This window comes from Vogesella amnigena, from assembly GCF_042648905.1.
Taxonomy (GTDB): domain Bacteria; phylum Pseudomonadota; class Gammaproteobacteria; order Burkholderiales; family Chromobacteriaceae; genus Vogesella; species Vogesella amnigena.
Map to the genome: position 1 here is coordinate 1 of NZ_JBHRYH010000025.1, position 19,357 is coordinate 19,357.

At 54.8% G+C, this 19,357-nt stretch carries 16 protein-coding genes; 6 read left to right on the forward strand and 10 right to left on the reverse strand.

Annotation, left to right across the window (positions count from 1 at the left end; translation table 11 throughout):
- Window positions 1–313 precede the first annotated feature (313 nt).
- Window positions 314–1,321: a LacI family DNA-binding transcriptional regulator gene (locus ACFOKJ_RS12210; protein ID WP_390279973.1), complete on the forward strand. Its 1,008-nt coding sequence runs from the start codon at window positions 314–316 to the stop codon at window positions 1,319–1,321.
- Between the two features lie 279 nt (window positions 1,322–1,600).
- Here the strand turns inward: ACFOKJ_RS12210 and ACFOKJ_RS12215 are convergent, their stop codons facing one another.
- The 6 genes from ACFOKJ_RS12215 to ACFOKJ_RS12240 all read right to left on the reverse strand — a co-directional run bounded on the left by ACFOKJ_RS12215 (window position 1,601) and on the right by ACFOKJ_RS12240 (window position 8,443).
- Window positions 1,601–2,677: a tartrate dehydrogenase gene (locus ACFOKJ_RS12215; RefSeq protein ID WP_390279975.1), complete on the reverse strand. Its 1,077-nt coding sequence runs from the start codon at window positions 2,675–2,677 to the stop codon at window positions 1,601–1,603.
- A 42-nt stretch (window positions 2,678–2,719) separates the two neighbouring features.
- Window positions 2,720–3,580, reverse strand: coding sequence for a fumarylacetoacetate hydrolase family protein (locus tag ACFOKJ_RS12220; RefSeq protein WP_390279977.1), 861 nt, complete (start codon window positions 3,578–3,580; stop codon window positions 2,720–2,722).
- A gap of 119 nt (window positions 3,581–3,699) precedes the next feature.
- Entirely contained in the window at window positions 3,700–5,328 is a 1,629-nt protein-coding gene (locus ACFOKJ_RS12225) for a methyl-accepting chemotaxis protein (RefSeq protein WP_390279979.1), read from the reverse strand.
- A 269-nt stretch (window positions 5,329–5,597) separates the two neighbouring features.
- The gene (gene ttdB / locus ACFOKJ_RS12230) at window positions 5,598–6,206 is read right to left on the reverse strand and encodes a L(+)-tartrate dehydratase subunit beta (protein WP_390279981.1); all 609 of its coding nucleotides are present in this window, start codon (window positions 6,204–6,206) and stop codon (window positions 5,598–5,600) included.
- Window positions 6,203–7,102 (reverse strand): L(+)-tartrate dehydratase subunit alpha, encoded by a 900-nt coding sequence (ttdA, locus tag ACFOKJ_RS12235; protein ID WP_390279983.1) that lies wholly within the window; start codon window positions 7,100–7,102, stop codon window positions 6,203–6,205. The genes ttdB and ttdA overlap by 4 nt, the downstream gene beginning before the upstream one ends.
- Before the next feature lie 39 nt (window positions 7,103–7,141).
- A complete protein-coding gene (locus ACFOKJ_RS12240) occupies window positions 7,142–8,443 on the reverse strand; it encodes an MFS transporter (protein ID WP_390279985.1) in 1,302 nt (433 codons plus the stop codon).
- Window positions 8,444–8,654: 211 nt separating this feature from the next.
- Between ACFOKJ_RS12240 and ACFOKJ_RS12245 the strand changes: the two genes are divergently transcribed.
- Entirely contained in the window at window positions 8,655–9,569 is a 915-nt protein-coding gene (locus ACFOKJ_RS12245; protein WP_390279987.1) for a LysR family transcriptional regulator, read from the forward strand.
- A gap of 163 nt (window positions 9,570–9,732) precedes the next feature.
- On the opposite strand, the gene ACFOKJ_RS12250 is transcribed toward ACFOKJ_RS12245, so the two are convergent.
- On the reverse strand, window positions 9,733–11,262 hold the full coding sequence (locus ACFOKJ_RS12250; protein ID WP_390279989.1) for a hypothetical protein: 1,530 nt from the start codon (window positions 11,260–11,262) through the stop codon (window positions 9,733–9,735).
- A gap of 226 nt (window positions 11,263–11,488) precedes the next feature.
- Here ACFOKJ_RS12250 and ACFOKJ_RS12255 point away from each other — a divergent pair, with 226 nt between their 5' ends.
- Together ACFOKJ_RS12255 and ACFOKJ_RS12260 are read left to right on the forward strand one after the other, a co-directional pair.
- Entirely contained in the window at window positions 11,489–12,103 is a 615-nt protein-coding gene (locus ACFOKJ_RS12255; protein ID WP_189375362.1) for a tyrosine-type recombinase/integrase, read from the forward strand.
- A gap of 198 nt (window positions 12,104–12,301) precedes the next feature.
- Entirely contained in the window at window positions 12,302–12,709 is a 408-nt protein-coding gene (locus ACFOKJ_RS12260) for a peroxidase family protein (RefSeq protein ID WP_390279992.1), read from the forward strand.
- Between the two features lie 83 nt (window positions 12,710–12,792).
- Here the strand turns inward: ACFOKJ_RS12260 and ACFOKJ_RS12265 are convergent, their stop codons facing one another.
- Window positions 12,793–13,935 (reverse strand): LysR substrate-binding domain-containing protein, encoded by a 1,143-nt coding sequence (locus ACFOKJ_RS12265; RefSeq protein WP_390279994.1) that lies wholly within the window; start codon window positions 13,933–13,935, stop codon window positions 12,793–12,795.
- Between ACFOKJ_RS12265 and ACFOKJ_RS12270 the strand changes: the two genes are divergently transcribed.
- Window positions 13,873–15,042, forward strand: a complete 1,170-nt coding sequence (locus ACFOKJ_RS12270) for a M20 aminoacylase family protein (protein ID WP_189372341.1) — start codon at window positions 13,873–13,875, stop codon at window positions 15,040–15,042. The two genes, ACFOKJ_RS12265 and ACFOKJ_RS12270, sit on opposite strands and share 63 nt — an antisense overlap.
- 109 nt (window positions 15,043–15,151) lie before the next feature.
- Window positions 15,152–16,468, forward strand: a complete 1,317-nt coding sequence (locus tag ACFOKJ_RS12275; RefSeq protein WP_189372343.1) for an MFS transporter — start codon at window positions 15,152–15,154, stop codon at window positions 16,466–16,468.
- A gap of 241 nt (window positions 16,469–16,709) precedes the next feature.
- On the opposite strand, the gene ACFOKJ_RS12280 is transcribed toward ACFOKJ_RS12275, so the two are convergent.
- Together ACFOKJ_RS12280 and ACFOKJ_RS12285 are read right to left on the reverse strand one after the other, a co-directional pair.
- Complete coding sequence (locus tag ACFOKJ_RS12280; RefSeq protein ID WP_390279996.1) at window positions 16,710–17,753, reverse strand: GGDEF domain-containing protein; 1,044 nt, start codon at window positions 17,751–17,753, stop codon at window positions 16,710–16,712.
- Between the two features lie 466 nt (window positions 17,754–18,219).
- Window positions 18,220–19,347, reverse strand: a complete 1,128-nt coding sequence (locus tag ACFOKJ_RS12285; RefSeq protein WP_390279998.1) for a hypothetical protein — start codon at window positions 19,345–19,347, stop codon at window positions 18,220–18,222.
- Window positions 19,348–19,357: the final 10 nt, after the last annotated feature.

Below are 19,357 nucleotides of genomic sequence, written 5' to 3' on the forward strand. Positions count from 1 at the left end.
CGGGGCGACAGCTCGATCTGGTCATAGCCCAGCTCGGCGGTTTTCTGCACCAGCGCCGGCAGGCTGAGGTGGCGGTGCATATAGGGGTCGAGCGCGATTTTCATGGTGTGTCTCCAGTGGCTAATACCGCCTCTGGTGGCGGCAATATTTTTGATAGTTTTTCTGATATACGCTAATGAAATTCAGCAAGTATTTACTGATATGATCAGTTTAATATGCTGATTAAACTAGGCAACAAGAGTAGCCATTCGCATTTCAAAAACTATCAAAAATGAAGAATTATTTTTGATAGAACTATCAAAATGGAGACATCATGGCTGAACCAACCATGGAGGATGTGGCTCGACTGGCGGGGGTGGGCGTCGCGACGGTCGATCGTGTAATCAATAAACGGGCCAAAGTACGCCCGCAAACGGCGCAAAAAGTACTAGATGCGGCGCAGACGCTAGGATTTCGCCGTGTTGGTCTGATTCAGCGCCGTATCGCAGAGCAACAAACCACACCCCGGCTCGGAGTGGTGTTACAACAACCCACGCCGTTTTATCGCGAACTGGCCCAGGCCGTTATCGATGCATGTGATGGCCGGGCCAAGTGCCGCATCGTTAACCTGACCAGCCTGACCCCTCAACACATTGCTACCGAGCTGTTGGCCTTGGGCAAGGATGTTGATGCGATAGCGCTGGTCGCCGCAGACCATCCACTCATCAGCCAAGCCATTGACACCCTAGCGCAGCGTGGCGTGCCAGTATTTGCCCTGGTTTCTGACCTGAGTGCCGATGCCTGTGCTGGCTATATCGGTCTGGATAATCGCAAGGTTGGCCGGAGCGCGGCGTGGACAATGGCAAAACTGGCAACCCCAGGCAAGGTCGGGCTGATCCTGGGAAGTCATCGCTATCTATGTCAGGAACAGTGCGAAATAAGCTTTCGCGCCTATCTGCGCGAATATGCACCGCAACTTCAGGTTCTAGAGACGCTGCCTAGCCTAGAAGATAAAGATCTTGCACAAGCAGCAACGCTAGAGTTACTGGATAGACATCCGGACTTAGTGGGAATCTATGTTGCAGGTGGCGGAATAGAAGGGGTGCTTGAGGCGCTTCGGCTGCAGCGCCCAACGGGACTTGTCGTGGTTTGCCATGACCTGACCGAAGTGACGCGTGCAGCGCTCACCGATGACTTGGTTCAGATGGTGCTATCACATCCATTGGAATGGATGTCAGTGCGGCTGGTGGAGTCGATGCAGGGCTTCTTGGCTGGCCACGGTCGGCAGGAGCGTAACCAGATTATCTTGCCGTGCCTTATTCACACGGCGGCAAATTTATAATGCGCTTGTTAATTGAATCGCCCTTCGTTTGCTAGATACATTAATGGCGGCTTTCAAAGAGGAAGCCGCCATCTTTCTTCTGGATAACGAGGGGCGGCTTTGGCCGACCAACTGACCTTGCGTCCGCCAGCTCGGCAGCAGTTCGGCCAAAGCAGTCTTGGCGGCCAAGAGGGAAAAATGGCTGCTTCCTCCCGAGAAGCAGCCATTAATACAACTAGTAAACTATGTGGAACTCTACAAAGCTTACTGCCTGTGGAGGGCAATATTGTCGACTACCGTTCAGCATCCTTCTGAACTAATGACCGATGCAACCGCTTTGCCAACATCAACCGTGGTCGCTTTGCCCCCCATATCCGGCGTTCGGGGACCTTCAGCCAACACGGTTTCGATTGCCCTCATGACTGAGGCTGCTGCCTCCCGGTATCCAAGATGCTCAAGCATCATCGAGCCAGCCCAAATCTGGCCGATTGGATTGGCAATACCCTTGCCGGCAATATCCGGTGCGGAACCGTGGACCGGCTCGAACAGCGACGGGAAGCATCGTTCCGGATTCAGGTTCGCGGATGGGGCGATTCCGATCGTGCCAGTGCAGGCCGGACCAAGATCGGACAGGATGTCACCGAACAGGTTGGACGCCACCACTACATCAAACCAGTCAGGGTGCTGCACAAAGTGGGCGGTCAGGATGTCGATGTGGTATTTATCTGTACGGATGTCCGCGTAGTTGGCGGCCATTGCGGTAAAACGCTCGTCCCAGTACGGCATTGACATCGAGATGCCGTTCGACTTGGTGGCGGAGGTCACATGCTTCTTAGGCCGTTGCTGCGCCAGCTCAAAAGCAAACTTCATGATGCGGTCGATACCCTGCCGCGTGAAGACACTCTCCTGCACCACGAACTCGCGCTCGGTACCGGTAAACATCTTGCCCCCCAGGCTGGAATACTCACCTTCGGTATTTTCACGCACCACGTAGAAGTCGATGTCACCGACCTGGCGGTTGGCCAACGGGGACGGGATCCCTGGCATCAGCCGCACCGGACGCAGGCTCACATACTGGTCGAACTCACGTCGAAACTTTAGCAACGAACCCCACAGCGAGATGTGGTCAGGCACCTGAGCCGGCCAGCCGACAGCACCGAAGTAAATGGCGTCGTGAGTGCCGATCTGTCCCTTCCAATCTTCGGGCATCATCACGCCGTGTTTGAGATAGTAGTCGCAGCTCCAGTCGAACTCATCCCAATGGAACGCGATGCCAAACTTGCTGGCCGCAGCGTCGAGCACGCGTAGTCCTTCTGGCACCACTTCTTTGCCGATGCCATCGCCAGGGATGACGGCAATTCGGTGAGGATTCATCATTGTCTCCAGGTAAATGCTGGCTCGCAGCAATTGGGGCGGGACTTAGTGATCTGCGTAAGTCTCCGCGCTTCTGACCGCATTTCGTAACGTGCCGATTCCTTCGACATACACCTCGACTGTATCCCCGTCTTGTAAGAACAGGGGGGGGGTACGCTTCTTACCGACACCACCGGGCGAGCCGGTCAGGATGACATCGCCGGCGGACAGCGCACTGAAGGTGCTGATGTATTCAATCAGCGCCGGTATTTGATGGATCATGCCGCTGGTTCTGGCATCCTGAACCTTGCGGCCATTCAGATACGTTTCGATTGCCAAATCATGCGGGTCTGGCAGTTCATCGCTTGTCACCAACCAGGGACCAAAGGCGCCAGTTTTGGGCCAGTTCTTCCCTGCAGTAAACCAGCTGTGCTGCCAGTCTCGTACACTGCCATCCATATAACAGCTGTACCCGGCGACATGCGACATTGCTTCTTGCTGACTGATGTTCTTGCCGGCCTTACCAATGACAATAGCCAACTCGCCTTCGTAATCCAGTTCGTTCGATTGCGTAGGTTTCAATACGAAATCGTTGTGCCCTGTTTGTGAGTCGGCGAAGCGAATGAACAAGGTTGGCGCTGGGTTTGCTTCGTTAAACTCATGACGCTTTTCCTGGTAATTCATGCCCACGCCGAAAATTTTGTTGGGGTTGTCAATGACAGGAAGAAAACTCACTTCCTTAGGTAGGTAGTTCGCAGGAAAATTACAGAACGCTTGTATGGATGGCATCGCATTAGCTGCGAGGACGGCCTTGAGATCAGCATACTGATAAGCAAGGTGCCGACCTACGTCGATAATGCCTTTCTCGGTAACAATGCCATAGCTTTTGCGATTTTCGCCAAGAGGGATAAAACTGGTTAGCCTCACGTCACACACTCCAATTATTATGAAAAGGACCCCAAGCCATCATGAATACAATTTCAAATAAAAATCATTAATTAAAACGCCAAGCAACGTCAAAAAATAATAATGACAGCTAATATAATTTATATTTTGAACATTGCCACAGACTCATAAAGCTGATCAGATAGCTGTTTCATTTTTATAGTCAATTCATTACTAGATTGAATGGCAACATGATTATCGTTAGCCATTCTGGCGATCTGCTCGACATTCAGCGAAATGCCCTGGCTTGCTTCTGCTTGCCCCTGCACGGACCCTGCCATCAACATAACGCCTCGACTGGCTTTCTCGGCAGAGGCACCAGATTCAGCTAGCACAAAGATCAACGATTCTAAGTATTGGCGACTCGCATTAAGCGCCAGCTGACCACTATCGAGAAATCTCTCTACTTTGACTGATTGGCAATTGAGAAGAGTGGTAATTTCATCAATGTGGCATGCTGAATTAGCAGATTCCGCCGCTAGTTTTTTTACTTCATCAGCAACTACAGCAAAGCCTCGCCCAGCCTCACCTGCTCGTGCCGCCTCGATAGCCGCGTTGAGAGCCAACAAATTCGTTTGCTCGGCTATCGATTTGACCTGCCCTGTCATGTCAGTAATGGTACGTACACTGGCGACAAATTCATGAACCGAAATAGCAATGCTCTCAACGGATTGCTCGGTATTGCGGACTTCCTCTACCATCAAATCCATTGCCCGATTACCTTCCTGAACCTGAACAAGACTAGTTTGTGTCAACCCCTGCAACTCATTCGCATGTTGGCTGATAGAGATAATTCCGGCAGATATTTTCTCTACAGCTACCGCCGTTGATGCCGCAGCAACAGTTTGGGTTTGCGAACGATGAGCAATTTGTTGCGATGCACTGGCAATCTGAGAAGTCATCATTGCCGCCTCTTCCGCCTGGTATCGCACACGCTCAACAGCCAGGGAGAGGCCATCAGACATTGCAGCTAAAGCTCTCAATAAATTGCCAGTTTCATCAGTAGCATTTGTCTTGACCTTAACAGTTAGATCTCCGGCGGCAACTTGCTTAGCCACTTCAATAGCCTGCTTCAGTGGGCGTGTAATAGTTCTAGCAATTGCCCAGGCCACAAGAATGCCCAACAGCACGGCACCAATACCAAGAGTCAGCATCCAGATGCGACTCTCGCGATAGATTTCATCGACATAACGTGCATGGCGATCAAGCTCGCGTCGCTGCAGCCCGAGAAATGCCTGCATTTTCTCGAGATACATCTTTGAGGCAGGAAGAAACTGTGCTCGGAATAACTGCTCGGCAAGCTCTTTCTGTCCCGCCTTCTTTGCATTGGTCATGCTGTCCCTGGCTTGCAAAAAGTGCTGCCGTTTGTTCCCGATTTCGGCAAACATGGCTTTCTCTTCAGCCGAAGACAACAGCGTTCCAATCTGCTGTTGCAGGGCATTATTTTGCTTGGTGGCGTTTTTCTGATCTTCGGCAAAAAACTGAGCAAGGTTTTCATCCTTGCTGACTGCGACCGCGGTGCTGCGACGGACGCCGGCGATGATATTCGTATGCCAATCACTTACTAGGCGCTCTTTGGCTATCGGCCGATGCATCATCTCTTGAGTGGCAAGCGCCACCTCATGTAAGCGCCATACTCCCAAAGTGACAATCATTACCAATAGGGTAAGCACCAAGGAAAAACCGACGCCCAGACGCTTACCTACCGTCATATTGAAATTAAAGCTCACCTGGTCTCTTCCAAAATTTTCTAGTAAGAATTTTTTGATATTTTTGCAAATAGATTATGTGTAACTAAAAATGAAAATCCGTTTGCACCTTTGTCATCTATTTTTAAATGATGAAAAAATTAGGTCGACGATAATTTAGTAAGTTGATCTTGTTTTTGGGGCGCAACTAACAACGGTGTACATTAGGCATGTGTATCAAGCAGAAGGGGCGGCATGAGGGTGCACCACCCACCACGCCGCCAAAACCACTACGATACTAAAAAAGCCAATTACTTAATAAAGCTAAGTTGCTTGCAGATCCGCTCGAGAACTGGCTTTTTCTTGGCATTAAACTCATCCTTGTTCTGCTGGATCAGGTTATTGCCTTTGGTGTCGATGGAAATAATCAACGGGCCAAACTCCTTCACCCGATTAATCCAGAGGGTTTCCGGCATACCCAGATCTTGCCATTCAGCGCCTTCGATCTCTTCAACCTGGGTCGCAGCCAGTACTGCACAGCCACCTGGGAAAATGGCATGCACTGCTTTGTTTTCCTTGCAGCCGGCCGCTGTTTCCGGTCCCATGCCGCCTTTTCCGACAATCAGTTTTACCCCCGTCTGCTTGATGAATTCACGCTCGAATTTTTCCATACGCATACTGGTGGTCGGCCCAATGGAAACCATCTCGAAATTGCCGTCATCTTTCTTGCGTACGATTGGGCCAGCGTGAAAGATCGCCCCGCCTTCGAGGTTAACCGGCAGCTCCCGGCCTTGTTCGATTAGGCGACGATGGGCAACATCGCGGCAGGTCACTAGGCGACCGGTCAAATAAACCACGTCACCTACGTTGAGGCTTTCCAGATCTTCATCCTTGATCGGGGTAGTCAGAATTTTTTTCACAGCACCACTCCTTCGTGGGAAAGAATTTCGTAAGACATATCGGCATTGATGCGGATCTTGCCGCGACGGTGCGCCCAGCAGCCGGTATTTACGGCTACGCCGATAGTGGATGGATGCCGTGCAGAGGATTCGATATTGACTCCCATCACGCTGTTGTTACCTGTCAGTCCTTGGGGACCAATACCGATTTCATTGAGTCCTTGTTCAAGCAGATCCTCCATCAGTGCCGCCCGTGGATTGGTGCTCTTAGAATCAACCGGACGCATGATGGCCAATTTGGAAAGGCGAGCAGCGGTTTCAACCGATGTCGAAACACCAACACCGACAAGCAGCGGTGGGCAGGCGTTAACGCCACGCTCCGTGATTACATCCATGACGAACTCGGCGACTCCCTCGTAGCCCTGGCCCGGCATCAGCACTTTGGCCGCACCCGGGAGCGTGCAACCGCCACCCGCCATGTAAACGTCGATGGTGCAGCTGTCCAAGGCGGGGACGATGCGCCAGTCCAGCCAGGGAATTTGAGTACCGGTATTGGTGCCGGTATTCTTTTCGTCGAAGGTTTCGACAGCGTTATGGCGCAAAGGGCCCATCCGCGTTGCACCTGCAGTTGCCTCCCGGAGGACTTCCTCCAATTCACCGAGCAGTGGGAAGTTGGCCCCGGCTTCGACAAAATACTGAATGACACCAGTATCTTGGCAACTCGGGCGATCCAGTTTGTCAGCGGCTTCCTGGTTACCAGCCATCGAGTCGTAGATTGACTTGGCGAGCGGGTTAGTCTCCAGGGTGCGCAAATCCGCCAGCTTATTTTTTACGTCTTTAGGCAGGCGCTTTCCGATGTACGCCGTGAATTTGGCCATGGTGTCCGTCAATGACTGGACTGCGGCTTCTTTGTCCATTTGATGTTCCTCTTTAAAACAGTTGGGATGGGGCACGTTTCAGTTAGATACCGCTTTGTCAGCTAGTACCTTGGGCTCCTGAAATCGAGCCAACACGAGAGTCAGTACTGCGGAGACCACCAGCAGACCGGCGACAAAATAAAGTCCACCTGCGAAGCTGCCTGTCTGGTCCTTGATCCAGCCGATCATTGCCGGGCCAGCAAATCCACCGAGATTGCCGATCGAGTTGATAGTGGCAATACCCGTGGCGGCGGCGGCGCCAGACAGGAACATGGTCGGCATGCTCCACAGCGGTGGCTTGGCGCAGCTGATGCCAACGTTGACCAGTGTCAGGGCCGCAATCAGGCCGACGATGCTGCTGGCCCCAGCAGCAACCACCAGCCCGACTGCGGCTGCAACACAGGCCAGAATGACATGCCAGGTACGCTCACCCGTACGGTCGGAATGGCGAGACCACATCACCATGGCGATAACCGAAACGATTGGCGGGATGGCATTGAGAAAGCCGACGGTCATCGACGAAACACCGAGCTGCTTGATGATCTGCGGCGCCCAGATACCGAGGGTGTACAGTCCGGCCGATGTACCAAAGTAGATCATGGCCAGTGCAAGCACCTTGGGATTGGCCAGACCGCTCAAAATGCTGTGCTTGGCACCATCGCCCTTACCCGCGGCTTCTTCATTCATTGCTTTAACCAACCAAGTGCGTTCGTCGTCTTTCAACCACTTGGCTTGTTCTGGCTTGTCGGTCATATAGAAGAAGACGACAACGCCGAGGATAAGAGCGGGAATTGCTTCGAGGATGAACATCCACTGCCAGCCAGCCAGGCCCAAGACACCGTGCATCTCCAGCAGGGCCGCCGAGATTGGTGAGCCAAATGCTGTAGAGATTGGTGCTGCAGCCATGAAGAAGGCAGTCACGCCAGCGCGATGACGGGCGGGAAACCAATAGCTGAGATACAAGATGATGCCAGGGAAGAAGCCTGCTTCGGCGGCCCCTAGCAAGAAGCGGATGACGTAGAAGCTGGTTGGACCTTCAACGAAAGCCATGGCTCCGGAAATGATGCCCCATGTAACCATGACTCGAGCTATCCAGAGACGCGCTCCAACCTTGTGCAGAACAATGTTGGAAGGCACTTCGAATAGGAAATAGCCCCAGAAGAAGATGCCCGCGCCAAAGCCGAGAATCGAAGCAGTAAAGCCAAGATCTTCCTTCATGGTCAGCGCAGCGAAGCCAATATTGACTCGGTCAATGTAGGCCACGAAATACAAGAGCATAATGAAGGGCACAATACGCCAGCTGATACGGCGCAATGTGCGCTTTTCGATTTCCAATTCCATGGAATGTCTCCTCTTACTTTGTAAACTCATCGCTGCCTATGGCAACGAACTCTCAACCGTCTTATGCGGCTTAAATTTTTTGCCCTCAATCCAGTGCTTCGAATCGAATGACGCTCCGTCAGGTGTGACTTGGAGTGGAGAGTAGAGCTTTCCTAGAGAAGATGAATCGATGTAAAGTTAAAACATCATTGCAAAAAATTTACCAATCACCATGCACTCTGAATTGGCTTTCTTTTGCCTGCTGGTCAAGCAGGGCAGTCTTATTGCCACGGCACGTGAGTTGAACCTGACCCCACCAGCCGTGTCTCGCCGCCTCGCGCAAATGGAAGAGAGACTGGGCGTCCGCCTTTTGAATAGGACAACTCGTCGGATTAGTCTGACTAGCGAAGGAGAGGTCTACTTCCAAAATGCTGTACGCATTCTCAGTGAAATAGACGAGATGGAGCGCTTGGTCTCTAGCAGCCGCGCCGATCCGAAGGGGCTGCTACGCGTTAATGCGCCACTGGGTTTCGGGCGCTCGTATATTGGCCCTGCCATTTCTGCGTTTTCCAAGCAGTATTCCGATGTCGAAGTGCAGTTGCTTCTTACTGATCGACCAGTCAGCCTGCCGGATGAGACCATAGATGTATCAATCCGCTTTGGCGACATCCCGGATTCACGCTTGATTGCCAAAAAGGTTGCCAGCAACCGGCGTTTGCTGGTCGCCTCGCCAAACTACCTGCGTGCCAATGGCACACCGAGCTACCCGCACGACCTGACCAAGCATCAATGCATCGTGCTGCGACAAAACGAATCTGCGTATGGCAACTGGCGTTTGAGCCGGGGGAAACAGACAGACACTATCAAAGTGAATGGCAAGCTAAGTACCAACGATGGGGAAGTGGCCCTCAACTGGGCGCTGGAGGGACAAGGCATTCTGATGCGTGCCGAATGGGATGTAGCCAAGTATTTGCGAAGTGGCCGACTGATGCAGGTTCTGTCTGATTACGACACACCTCCAGCCGATATCTATGCCGTCTATCCCGAAAGGCTTAATCTTTCTGCAAAGGTCGCTTATTTTGTGGATCATCTACGAAAATATCTGAGTCAGCATGCTGACAGCCCTAGCCAAGGGAGCTCCTGGTGATTTGCTCCAGGACCTATGGACGGCTAGTTGCGGCGGCTTTATACAAGTTTGCAGACGATTTTCCCACCGCACCTCTCTGACCGCTTTGGCCGACGATCTGCCGCTGCCCCTTCTGATTGGCTGCAGTTCCCATGGAGAAGACATATCAGTCCCTAGCGATTCGCTATCCTCGCTTTTTTGTTTCCTGATATCTGGTCTGCTTTAGCCAACTGTATCGGTGCGAGTCTTCCGCAAGCAGGAAGCTCTTCATCGCCTCACGGCCGGCCGAATCCAATTGTTGGAAGATGCTTCGAAGTTCGGAGTCGATGCCTTGTTCGGGGGCACCTCGTTTTCGTGCCTCTTCGTACCAGTTATGACCCGTCTCAAAGTTGCGTAGCTCCATATGTACTGCCCCAAGCAGCGTGCATGGGCGATAGTCCTGAGGCATCAGTTTGTGCGCCGTCTCGCCCATTTGAATTGCTTCAGAACTCCGGCCGAGGTCCCGCATAACCCCGCCGCGGGTAGTAAGCGCCGCAGATTGCACTTTGGGTTGCTTAATACGATTGCCTGCGATGCTATCGATCAAACGGAGAGCAACCTCCGTCTGTTTGCACTTACGGTAATGCCCGCAGGCGTTAATGGCATTCCATGGATTCTGGGTGCGGAGGTACTGATCGGCATGAAAATCAGCCTCCAGACGGTGATACGCCGTCCGGATGGGCGCAGTGAAATACCGTTTAGCGCTAGTACCGAGCCACTTCAAATCTTCGTTCGGTAGGCGCTCGCCGGCATCGATCTGCTGGAGGAGTTTCGTCATCCTTGGCATCATCGATTTGTCAGTCAACGATACATCGTATTTTTTGTACAGCGCTTGCGTCTGCATCATCTTGATGTATTCAGGATCCCTTTCTCGTGCGATACGTGCCGCGGCTGCTGCCTCCTCCCTGGCCTTACGAGCAAACGCCTCGGCCTCAACGGTTTTTGCTAACGCGATGTACTCGTCGAGGGGCAATTGGCCGAATGCGAGTCGATACAGATCGGAAGGTGCACTGTGCTTCAGGTAGGTAAGCTCATCGGCGGTTAGCGGACGCCCGCGATAGAGAGCGTCCAAAAGATCGCTCAGAGGGGCGCTAACTGCCGCAGCGATATGCTCCAAGTGGAAGTAACGAGCAAGGTCCTGAGCGGTCGGTTCGCAGTAACCCGGGGTGTTTGCGCGGGAGTGGTAAGTGGCCGCAGCGAGTTCGCAATTGCGCACACGCTGTGCTTTCCACTCTGCTTGGCGAGTTCTTTGCGCCGCGAGGACAGCTTCAGTAGCTTCACGCTCACGCTTGCGGCGGAGCTGGCGCTCGGCTTCCGAATCCATTTTTCGTACGTTTTTGCGAGCAGAGTGATTGGACTTCTGAGCTAGGTAGTGGGCTGCAAGTGCCTGCAGCTCGGCATCCTTCGCTTGACTCGCCGACTGAGCAACCTGATGCATCCTCAAATAGTCGGGGTCGAGCCCCGCAACGTACGCCTCATAAGTGATCTCTCTGCAGGCAAGTCGATATAGTTCTGGTAGGTTTTGCTGTTGCAGAAAATCCAGCGAATGCTTCGTCAGCGACCTCCCCTGATGCATCTTGGCAAGAATGTTGCTCAGGCGCGAGTTGGGAATAGTCGCGGAAGAGACATGGCTGACTCGGAAGTAATCTGCAACAAGAGCGATTGAATTGCCCATGACGTATCCATAACGCCTTGTAATTTATCAATGCTAATTATGCCTTACTCACCGCGAAATAAGCCGAATGCATTGCGTGCTATTGGTCAATGACCGTAAATTGAACGATATCGGCCATTGGAAGACTCCACCATCAATGGCAGCAAAGGCCGATCCGCGGCTTCCTCCTCGCTGTACTGCGTTGCCACCAATAATCAGATTCCTTTCCACTGAAAAGGAGTCTGTCATGGGTACCACACCGAAGCGTGAGGCATGGAACAAAGGCAAGCTGATTGGCCAGAAACCGCCTCTAAAGCCAAAAGACATCTGGGCGATCCGGATCCACCTCCAGAATAAGCACGCGGTTCGAGACTTAGCCATGTTCAATTTGGCAATCGACAGCAAACTACGTGGCTGTGACTTAGTCAGCTTACGAGTGCGCGACGTTACGAATGGAAACCAGATTTTGCCCCGTGCTATTGTCGTCCAACGCAAGACACAACGCCCGGTACAGTTTGAGCTAACAGAGCCGACCAGGTTGGCCGTTGCCGCCTGGCTAGAGAAAGCACATTTGCGCAGTGATCAGTATCTCTTCCCTAGTCGGTTGGAAGACTCTCCACATTTATCGACTCGCCAATATGCACGGATAGTGCACATGTGGGTCGAAACCGCTGGGCTGGACTCATCAATCTACGGTACTCACTCGTTGCGACGCACCAAAGCAACTTTGATCTACAAGAAAACAAAGAACCTGCGAGCGGTGCAAATTTTGCTTGGTCATACCAAGTTAGAAAGCACTGTGCGGTATCTCGGGATAGAAGTCGATGATGCTTTGGAAATTTCAGAGCAGATCGAAATTTAGGTAGTCGTTACGACCACACTTTTCCACCAAGGTGGCGGCTATCCTGTACCGCCACCAAGCTTTTCGGCCATAGCTGTCTTTCGCTTACCCAAATAAAGACGACTGCTTTCATATTGAAAGCAGCCGTAAAAGTATCCGGTACTGGAACCCAAGACCGACGGTTTCCGCAACTATGCGGCACCAGGACTGGAAGGCGTCATGGGCGAGTTGTTGCTCGACAAGGCACAGCTGCTGACGCTGAACGCGCCGGAGATGACAGTGTTGATCGGCGGCCTGCGCGCGCTGAACGCCAACAGCGGCCAGACCCCGCATGGCCTTCTGACCAAGCGGCCGGAAACGCTGAGCAATGACTTCTTCGTCAACCTGCTCGACATGGGCACCAAGTGGCAGCCGGGCAGCACCGCCGGCGTACTGGAAGGGCGCGATCGCCACAGCGGCGAGTTGAAGTGGACGGCAACGGTAGTGGATCTGTTGTTCGGCTCCAACTCGCAACTGCGGGCGCTGGCCGAGGTGTACGCCAGCAGCGATGCCGGGCAGAAATTTGTCAGCGACTTTGTCGCCGCCTGGAACAAGGTCATGCACCTGGATCGCTTCGAGCTGGCATAAGCCGCGCCGCCTGCGGCCAACCTGCAACGAACAGGGCAAACCCGGTCATGGTTTGCCCTGTTTTTTCTCCGGGCAGATCCCCGTCAGATCAGCAACGTCAGCTTCTCGCTGAGCCGGCAATCGACCGCGCTTGCGGAGCGCGCGCAGCGTCGTATTTCCTGGATCAGACAATCGACAAAGCATTTTGCCGCCACACTGCGGGTGGTATCGCGCCGGCTAATGATGCCGAGCTTGCCGGTTTCGAACTGCTGCTCCAGCGTCATCACCCGGATCCACTCCAGCATCGGCTCCGCCACCAGCAGCGGCTCGGGGCAGTAACTGAACATGTCGGCATGGCGCACCAGCGATAGCAGCAGGGTCAAGGAATGCGCCCTGACCAGCCGCTGCTCATCGATCTGCGCGCCATGCTGCCAGAACAGGTTGTGCATGAACGGCTCGTAGGAAGTCGGGCTGTAGTTCACCACCCAGTCCGCTTCCAGCAGTTGGTGCAGCGAGCTGCTGTTTTCCAGCGGGTGCCCTTGCCGGGCGATCACCACATTCTGGTACAGCAGCAAGTCTTCGCACTCGAACTCCTGTGCCGGCATGGCGGGAATGTGGGGCGCGACGACAAAATCCAGCTCCCCGTTGCGCAGCCTGGGCAGCGACACCGCCGACAAGCCTTCGAACAGCTCCAGCCGCACATGCGGCATCTTGGCGCGAAAGCGGCGCACCACAGCGGGCAGAAAAGTCAGCTCGATAAAGGGGGTGACACCGACGCTCAAGCGCCCTTCGGCATGGCCGCGCAGCAGCGACAGCTCTGCCTCGGCCCGCTCCAGCTGGCCGACGACAAGCCGGGCATGGCTAAGCAGCGCCGTACCAAACTCCGTGAAGGTCACACCGCTGACATGCCGGATCAGCAGCGGCAACTGCTGCTGCGCCTCCAGCTCGCGCACGGCTTTGGTCAGCGCCGCCTGCGACAGGCCAAGCCGGCGCGCCGCGCCACGGATACTGCCGCAATCGGCAATCGCCACCAATGCCTGCAGTTGATGAAGTTTCATCTCGCCCCCCCCTGACAACCTTAGGTAATCAAGATAACAAAACTGGTTCTCCCGAAACAAAAAATCGCCAATTAAGATGATTTTCAGCAGCCCCGCTTTCCTGTGGCGGCAACGAGGAGACACAACATGACAGACCCGGTCCTGCCAGGCATCCGTGCCATCGAAAAAGAGATGGTCGAACTGCGCCATCAGATCCACGCCCACCCCGAGCTCGGTTTCGAGGAGTTTGCCACCAGCGATCTAGTCGCCGAATGTCTGAGTGCCTGGGGTTACCAGGTACACCGCGGCCTGGGTGGCACCGGCGTGGTCGCTACGCTAAAAAACGGTAATGGTGACAAACGGCTGGGCTTGCGCGCCGACATGGACGCGCTGCCGATTGACGAGGCCACCGGGCTGCCCTACGCCAGCCGCCATGCCGGCAAGATGCACGCCTGCGGCCATGATGGCCATACCGCCACCCTGCTGGCCGCCGCCAAGTATCTTGCGGCCAACCGTGATTTCAACGGCACGCTCAATCTGATTTTCCAGCCGGCGGAAGAAGGCCTGGCCGGTGCCCAGAAAATGCTGGAAGACGGGCTATTCGACCGCTTCCCGTGCGATGCGGTCTTTGCCCTGCACAATATGCCGGGCTACCCGACCGGACGCTTCGGCTTTCTGCCCGGCGCCTTCATGGCCTCGTCGGATAGCGCCATCATCAAAATCAAGGGCTGTGGCGGACACGGCGCCATGCCGCATGAAGCGGTGGACCCGGTTGTGGTCTGCGCCTCGCTGACCATGGCGCTGCAAAGCGTGGTGGCACGCAATGTGCCGCCGCTGGAAACCGCCATCGTCACCGTGGGTGCGATCGTCGCCGGGCAGGCACCGAACGTGATTCCGGATAACGCCGAAATGCGGCTGTCGATCCGCTCGCTCAACCCGGCGGTGCGCGAACTGCTGCAACAGCGCATTACCGCCCTGGCCGAAGCCCAGGCCGCCAGCTTCGGCGCACAGGCAGAGGTCGACTACCAGCGGCGCTATCCGGTGCTGGTCAACACTGCCGCCGAGACTGAACTGGCCAAAGCCGTGGCACGCGACTGGCTGGGCGAAGACGGCCTGATCGACAACATGACACAGCTCACCGGCAGCGAGGATTTCGCTTACCTGCTGCAGCAATGTCCCGGCTGCTACCTGATTGTCGGCAATGGCGACGGCAAAGGGGGCTGCATGGTGCATAACCCGGGTTACGACTTCAACGATGAAATCCTGCCGCTGGGCGCGACCTACTGGGTCAAGCTCACCCAGCAGTTTCTGGCCTGATCAGTTTTACCCCGACCGGATCAGCCAAAGAGCCGCGACCGGTCAACCATAACAATTACGAAGCACCTGAATGCAGTGACCCCAAGTCAACCAAGAGAAACTTACCATCATGTCTACCAGCCTCACTACGCCGGCTCAAGCCGTCGGACGCACACTCGACCGCCCGGGCAAAAAGCGCGCCAGCGTGCGCTCCATCGCCGCCATTACCCTGGGTAATGGCCTGGAGTTCTTCGACTTCACCGTCTACACCTTTTTTGCCACCCTGATCGGCCGGCTGTACTTCCCGGTTGACTCCGCCTTTGGCCAGCTGATGCTGTCTCTGGCGACATTCGGCGTCGGCTTCGCTGCACGCCCTTTGGGCGGTATCGTTATCGGCGCCTATGCCGACCGTGCCGGGCGCAAACCGGCGCTCATGCTGACGCTCTGGCTGATGGCGCTTGGCTCCGCTATTTTCGTGGTGACCCCGAGCTATGCACAGATCGGGCTGGCGGCACCGGTGCTGATTGTGGTCGGCCGGCTGCTGCAAGGCTTCGCCATTGGCGGCGAACTTGGCGCCTCGACATCGCTGCTGCTCGAATATGCCGACGACAACTCCCGCGGCTACTACGGCAGCTGGCAGCTATTCAGCCAGTCGCTGAGCATTCTGCTGGGCTCGGTGTGCGGGCTGGCGCTGACGAACTTCCTGTCAACCGAGGCGCTGGAAAGCTGGGGCTGGCGGATTCCGTTTGTACTGGGCATGCTGGTGGTACCGGCCGGCCTGTACATCCGGCGGCATCTGCACGAAACCGCCGATACCTCCAATGCATCCGAAGGACTGGGTAGCGTAGCGGAAGTCTTCGGGCCGTATCGCCGCCAGCTGGTAGCCGGCGTCCTGCTGGTGATTGGCGGCACCGCCGCTAATTACATCATCCTCAACTACCTGACCAACTATGCCGCCACGGTGCTGGGCATGCCGCTCAAGCTGGCAATGTGGGCCGGGCTGACCGGCGCGGTGGTATCGATGCTGATGGCACCACTGGCAGGCATACTTTCCGATCGCATCGGGCGCAAACCGTCCATCCTGTGGCCCCGCCTGGCCCTGCTGGCGATCATTTATCCGGCATTCGTGCTGTTGAATGCCCATCCCACACTACCAACCCTACTGACAGTCACTGCCGGCCTGGCGCTGATACAAGTGCTACACACTGTGCCTACGGTCGTCATCCTGCCCGAGTTGTTCCCGCGGCGGGTACGCGCTACCGGCATGTCACTGGTTTACTGTATCGGGGTGCTGCTGTTCGGCGGCTTCGCACAGTTCATCGCCACCGGACTGATCCGCCTGACTGACAACCCGAATGCACCGGCGCTGTATGTCATCGGCTGCGGGCTGCTGTCGCTGATTGGCTGGGCGATGGTGCGCGAAACAGCCGGTCGACCGATCGAGTAAGCCGCAGCCCGCGCTGACTCACAGTTAAAGCGATGTGATGGTAAACCGGCTGTAGCAACAGGCTAAAGAGCGGAGTCTTCTTTAATCGCGCAAATATTTGGTACTCAGTCTACGCACGAGAAGCAACGCCGGTCTTTTTTCTTTTGAACAGCCGTTTGAAGTCTGAAGCGGACGTAGTCACAATGTCTGTGACCGTCTGCTTTGGCCGACTCACGGCCGCTGACCCTGATAGCCATATAAATTAGCTGTGCTGTTTTCTGGCTTGCTTCACCACATACATTTCGCTGTCTGCCAGCTTTATTGCCGCTGCACTATGCAATCCGAACGGAGCCAGCGCTACCACGCCTACACTAGCACCGTAGTAGGGAAGAGTCTGATTCCCCAACAGGTAATTGCCTATCGTGGCATCGGAGAGTCGCTGCTGCAGGACTCGGGCTGCAGCCGCAGGCTCGCCATCGGTAATCAGCGTACCGGGCAGGCCCGTGTTGATCCAATCTGGGCCAGGCCCAATCACCACGAATTCGTCGCCTCCCATGCGTCCCAGCATGTCGCTTGCCCGAAGAACAGTTTGCAGCCGGGTGGACACCGCCTGCAGAAATTCATCACCAGCCTGGTGGCCATGCTGGTCATTGATTTGCTTGAAACCATCCAGATCGATTACCCCCACCAGGATGCTACAGCTGGTTCGCACGGCCTGCGCCAGCAAACGCTCCAGTTCATCAAATAGTGCGCGGCGATTGGGCAAGCCGGTCAAGGTATCGGTCAGCGCAAACGAGGCCAGCTGCGAGTTGGCCGCCTGCAGACTCTGCACCAGTGTTTCTCGCTCAATGAAGTTGGCCACGATATTGGCGAATAGCTGCAGCAAGGTTTCGGTTTCCGGCGGCACACTGATCTGGTTGGCGCTCGCTGCGCATAAGGTGCCCATCAGCCCGCCCTCGGCATTACGCACTGGTGCACTCAGATAGCTACGGATGCCCAGCTCGCGCGCTGCGGTGGATTCGCCCCATAGCGTACTGACCTGATTGGTCGCCATCAGTCCCATGTCCAGCGAACGTTTGCACAGAGTATCTTCCCACGGCACGGAGAGTCCTTCCCCGATCTTCATAGTGCCGGTGTTACGCGCATAGCGAACATGCTGCACACCATTCCCCAGTTCGATGCTGGTGAGATAGGTGGACTCCATGCCCGTGATCTGGCCGAGCATTTCCAGCAGCGGGCGAATCAGCTGATCAACCGTTTTGGCCGTGTTGAGGGAAAAGGAAAGCTGCGAGAGTACCGTGTCCATACTTGCACTTCACCCTGATAACATACGAATAGAATACTGTAGTGGATCTATCGCTTGCAGCCTAGTTCGTCGTAGCTCCCCTCCCACATTTCCCTGGCGCATATTACTGGCACAAGCTCTGAAATCTTAGCAGTCCGCTTTGGGAACAGGAGCCGGTGTTGCTGCGGTGGTGAGAGATGTCTGTTAAGGCCGACGTGCAGAAGTTGAGCGACAGGCAGCTCCCACAGCGTTGCGACAACCTGAATAGCCGACCCTAAGTAGCCAGTAATGGCTTGCAATGGTCGGACGTTGCCATTGCCAACAATGCCCAGCAAGCCGCCATCGCGCTTCCATCTAACAGCTATCGGCAACTGACATGGAAATCGCTCATGGATAGTTAAGGATATTGGGGAGGAGTGGCGATTCACTTTTGGCTGCCGCAGGGTTTCCAAACTGAAAACATTATCAGTCTGCACCAGCAGGCGTGCTATGTACGTCTCTTGGGGACTTTACCAGCCGCAACACCAAGCCATTCACCGTATTTTTCAATCACACACTCATCCGGCAAGGTCAACATCTGATATTGCCCAAGCCGCCTGCGTAGAGGTCGGTTCCGAAGAGAATGGGTGCATATTCCCAGCACGCAATCCTCGTAAGGAGGAAATTTCCCCTCAGTTCTATTAAGGAGGCAATGCCATCCCCATGCCCAAAAGCGACGACTTTGTTCCCACCAAGCCCAATCGTCACGGGTAGGTGGTCCTGCCTCCCAAGCAGGCTGACAAAATGGGCGCATGGCAAACTTGATGTCATCGCCGAACCTGCCGGAAAGAAATAACAGCATGCGTCCTACCTGTTTACGCCATTGAGGTGTTTTGCCGGGATAATCGGCGGGATAGGATAAATGATGCAAAAGTAGAATACTTATCTCAAAGGTTTGCGCGTCCACGGCAAAATAACCGTCCACCCAAGGAGTTGCATCCAGGATAGAAGCCTTGAACAGCACCAGCAATTCGGCGCTCAAGTTGCGCCTGTAAAACTCCAGTCCAACAATCAGCAACAACTTATAGATCATCCTCCCCAACTCTTCCAAGGCCTCACTATCTTCCTGATGATCAGCCTCGCCCCAATACAACACCAATGCAGCCAGCGCATCGAGATCGCCGCGCCGCAATAACTTCTGCCCCTGTCGAGAACTGAATGGGGCCAGCATCCGGGGTGCACCGAAGCAATCGTGTTGAGGTTGCAGTACACAGGTCTGAACTGTTGGATCTAGTCGGCCCATCCACTCGATGGAAGATACCTCTTTGCCTTCCATCTTCATTTTGAGAATCGCCCACAGAGGATGGTTCAGTTCACGGGCGGATCCTGGCACCTTTATCTCCACCTTGCGAACATGCCGTATTTGCGGGGTGTGCTCTCCAGCAACATAGCTCCCCCATTTGTTGGGGTACTCCGTGCGCTGATGCTTACGCTTAAACCGCTCGGGCTCCAAGAGCTTCTCCACTTGGTACGGGTTCTGGCAGTCAAGGGTCGTCATGATGCCCTGATACCAGTAGCGAACACGCATGACATCAACGGGATCGCGATTTTGATTTTTTGACACAAGTAGAATCATCGTCTGCCCC

Bases quoted from the DNA above. Each gene is read 5' to 3' on its own strand.
- ACFOKJ_RS12210 (WP_390279973.1), top strand. From the start codon at position 314: ATGGCTGAACCAACCATGGAGGATGTGGCTCGACTGGCGGGGGTGGGC.
- ACFOKJ_RS12215 (WP_390279975.1), bottom strand. From the start codon at position 2,677: ATGATGAATCCTCACCGAATTGCCGTCATCCCTGGCGATGGCATCGGC.
- ttdA (WP_390279983.1), bottom strand. From the start codon at position 7,102: ATGGACAAAGAAGCCGCAGTCCAGTCATTGACGGACACCATGGCCAAA.
- ACFOKJ_RS12240 (WP_390279985.1), bottom strand. From the start codon at position 8,443: ATGGAATTGGAAATCGAAAAGCGCACATTGCGCCGTATCAGCTGGCGT.
- ACFOKJ_RS12245 (WP_390279987.1), top strand. From the start codon at position 8,655: ATGCACTCTGAATTGGCTTTCTTTTGCCTGCTGGTCAAGCAGGGCAGT.
- ACFOKJ_RS12250 (WP_390279989.1), bottom strand. From the start codon at position 11,262: ATGGGCAATTCAATCGCTCTTGTTGCAGATTACTTCCGAGTCAGCCAT.
- ACFOKJ_RS12255 (WP_189375362.1), top strand. From the start codon at position 11,489: ATGGGTACCACACCGAAGCGTGAGGCATGGAACAAAGGCAAGCTGATT.
- ACFOKJ_RS12260 (WP_390279992.1), top strand. From the start codon at position 12,302: ATGGGCGAGTTGTTGCTCGACAAGGCACAGCTGCTGACGCTGAACGCG.
- ACFOKJ_RS12270 (WP_189372341.1), top strand. From the start codon at position 13,873: ATGACAGACCCGGTCCTGCCAGGCATCCGTGCCATCGAAAAAGAGATG.
- ACFOKJ_RS12265 (WP_390279994.1), bottom strand. From the start codon at position 13,935: ATGGCGCAGTTCGACCATCTCTTTTTCGATGGCACGGATGCCTGGCAG.
- ACFOKJ_RS12275 (WP_189372343.1), top strand. From the start codon at position 15,152: ATGTCTACCAGCCTCACTACGCCGGCTCAAGCCGTCGGACGCACACTC.
- ACFOKJ_RS12280 (WP_390279996.1), bottom strand. From the start codon at position 17,753: ATGGACACGGTACTCTCGCAGCTTTCCTTTTCCCTCAACACGGCCAAA.
- ACFOKJ_RS12285 (WP_390279998.1), bottom strand. From the start codon at position 19,347: ATGATTCTACTTGTGTCAAAAAATCAAAATCGCGATCCCGTTGATGTC.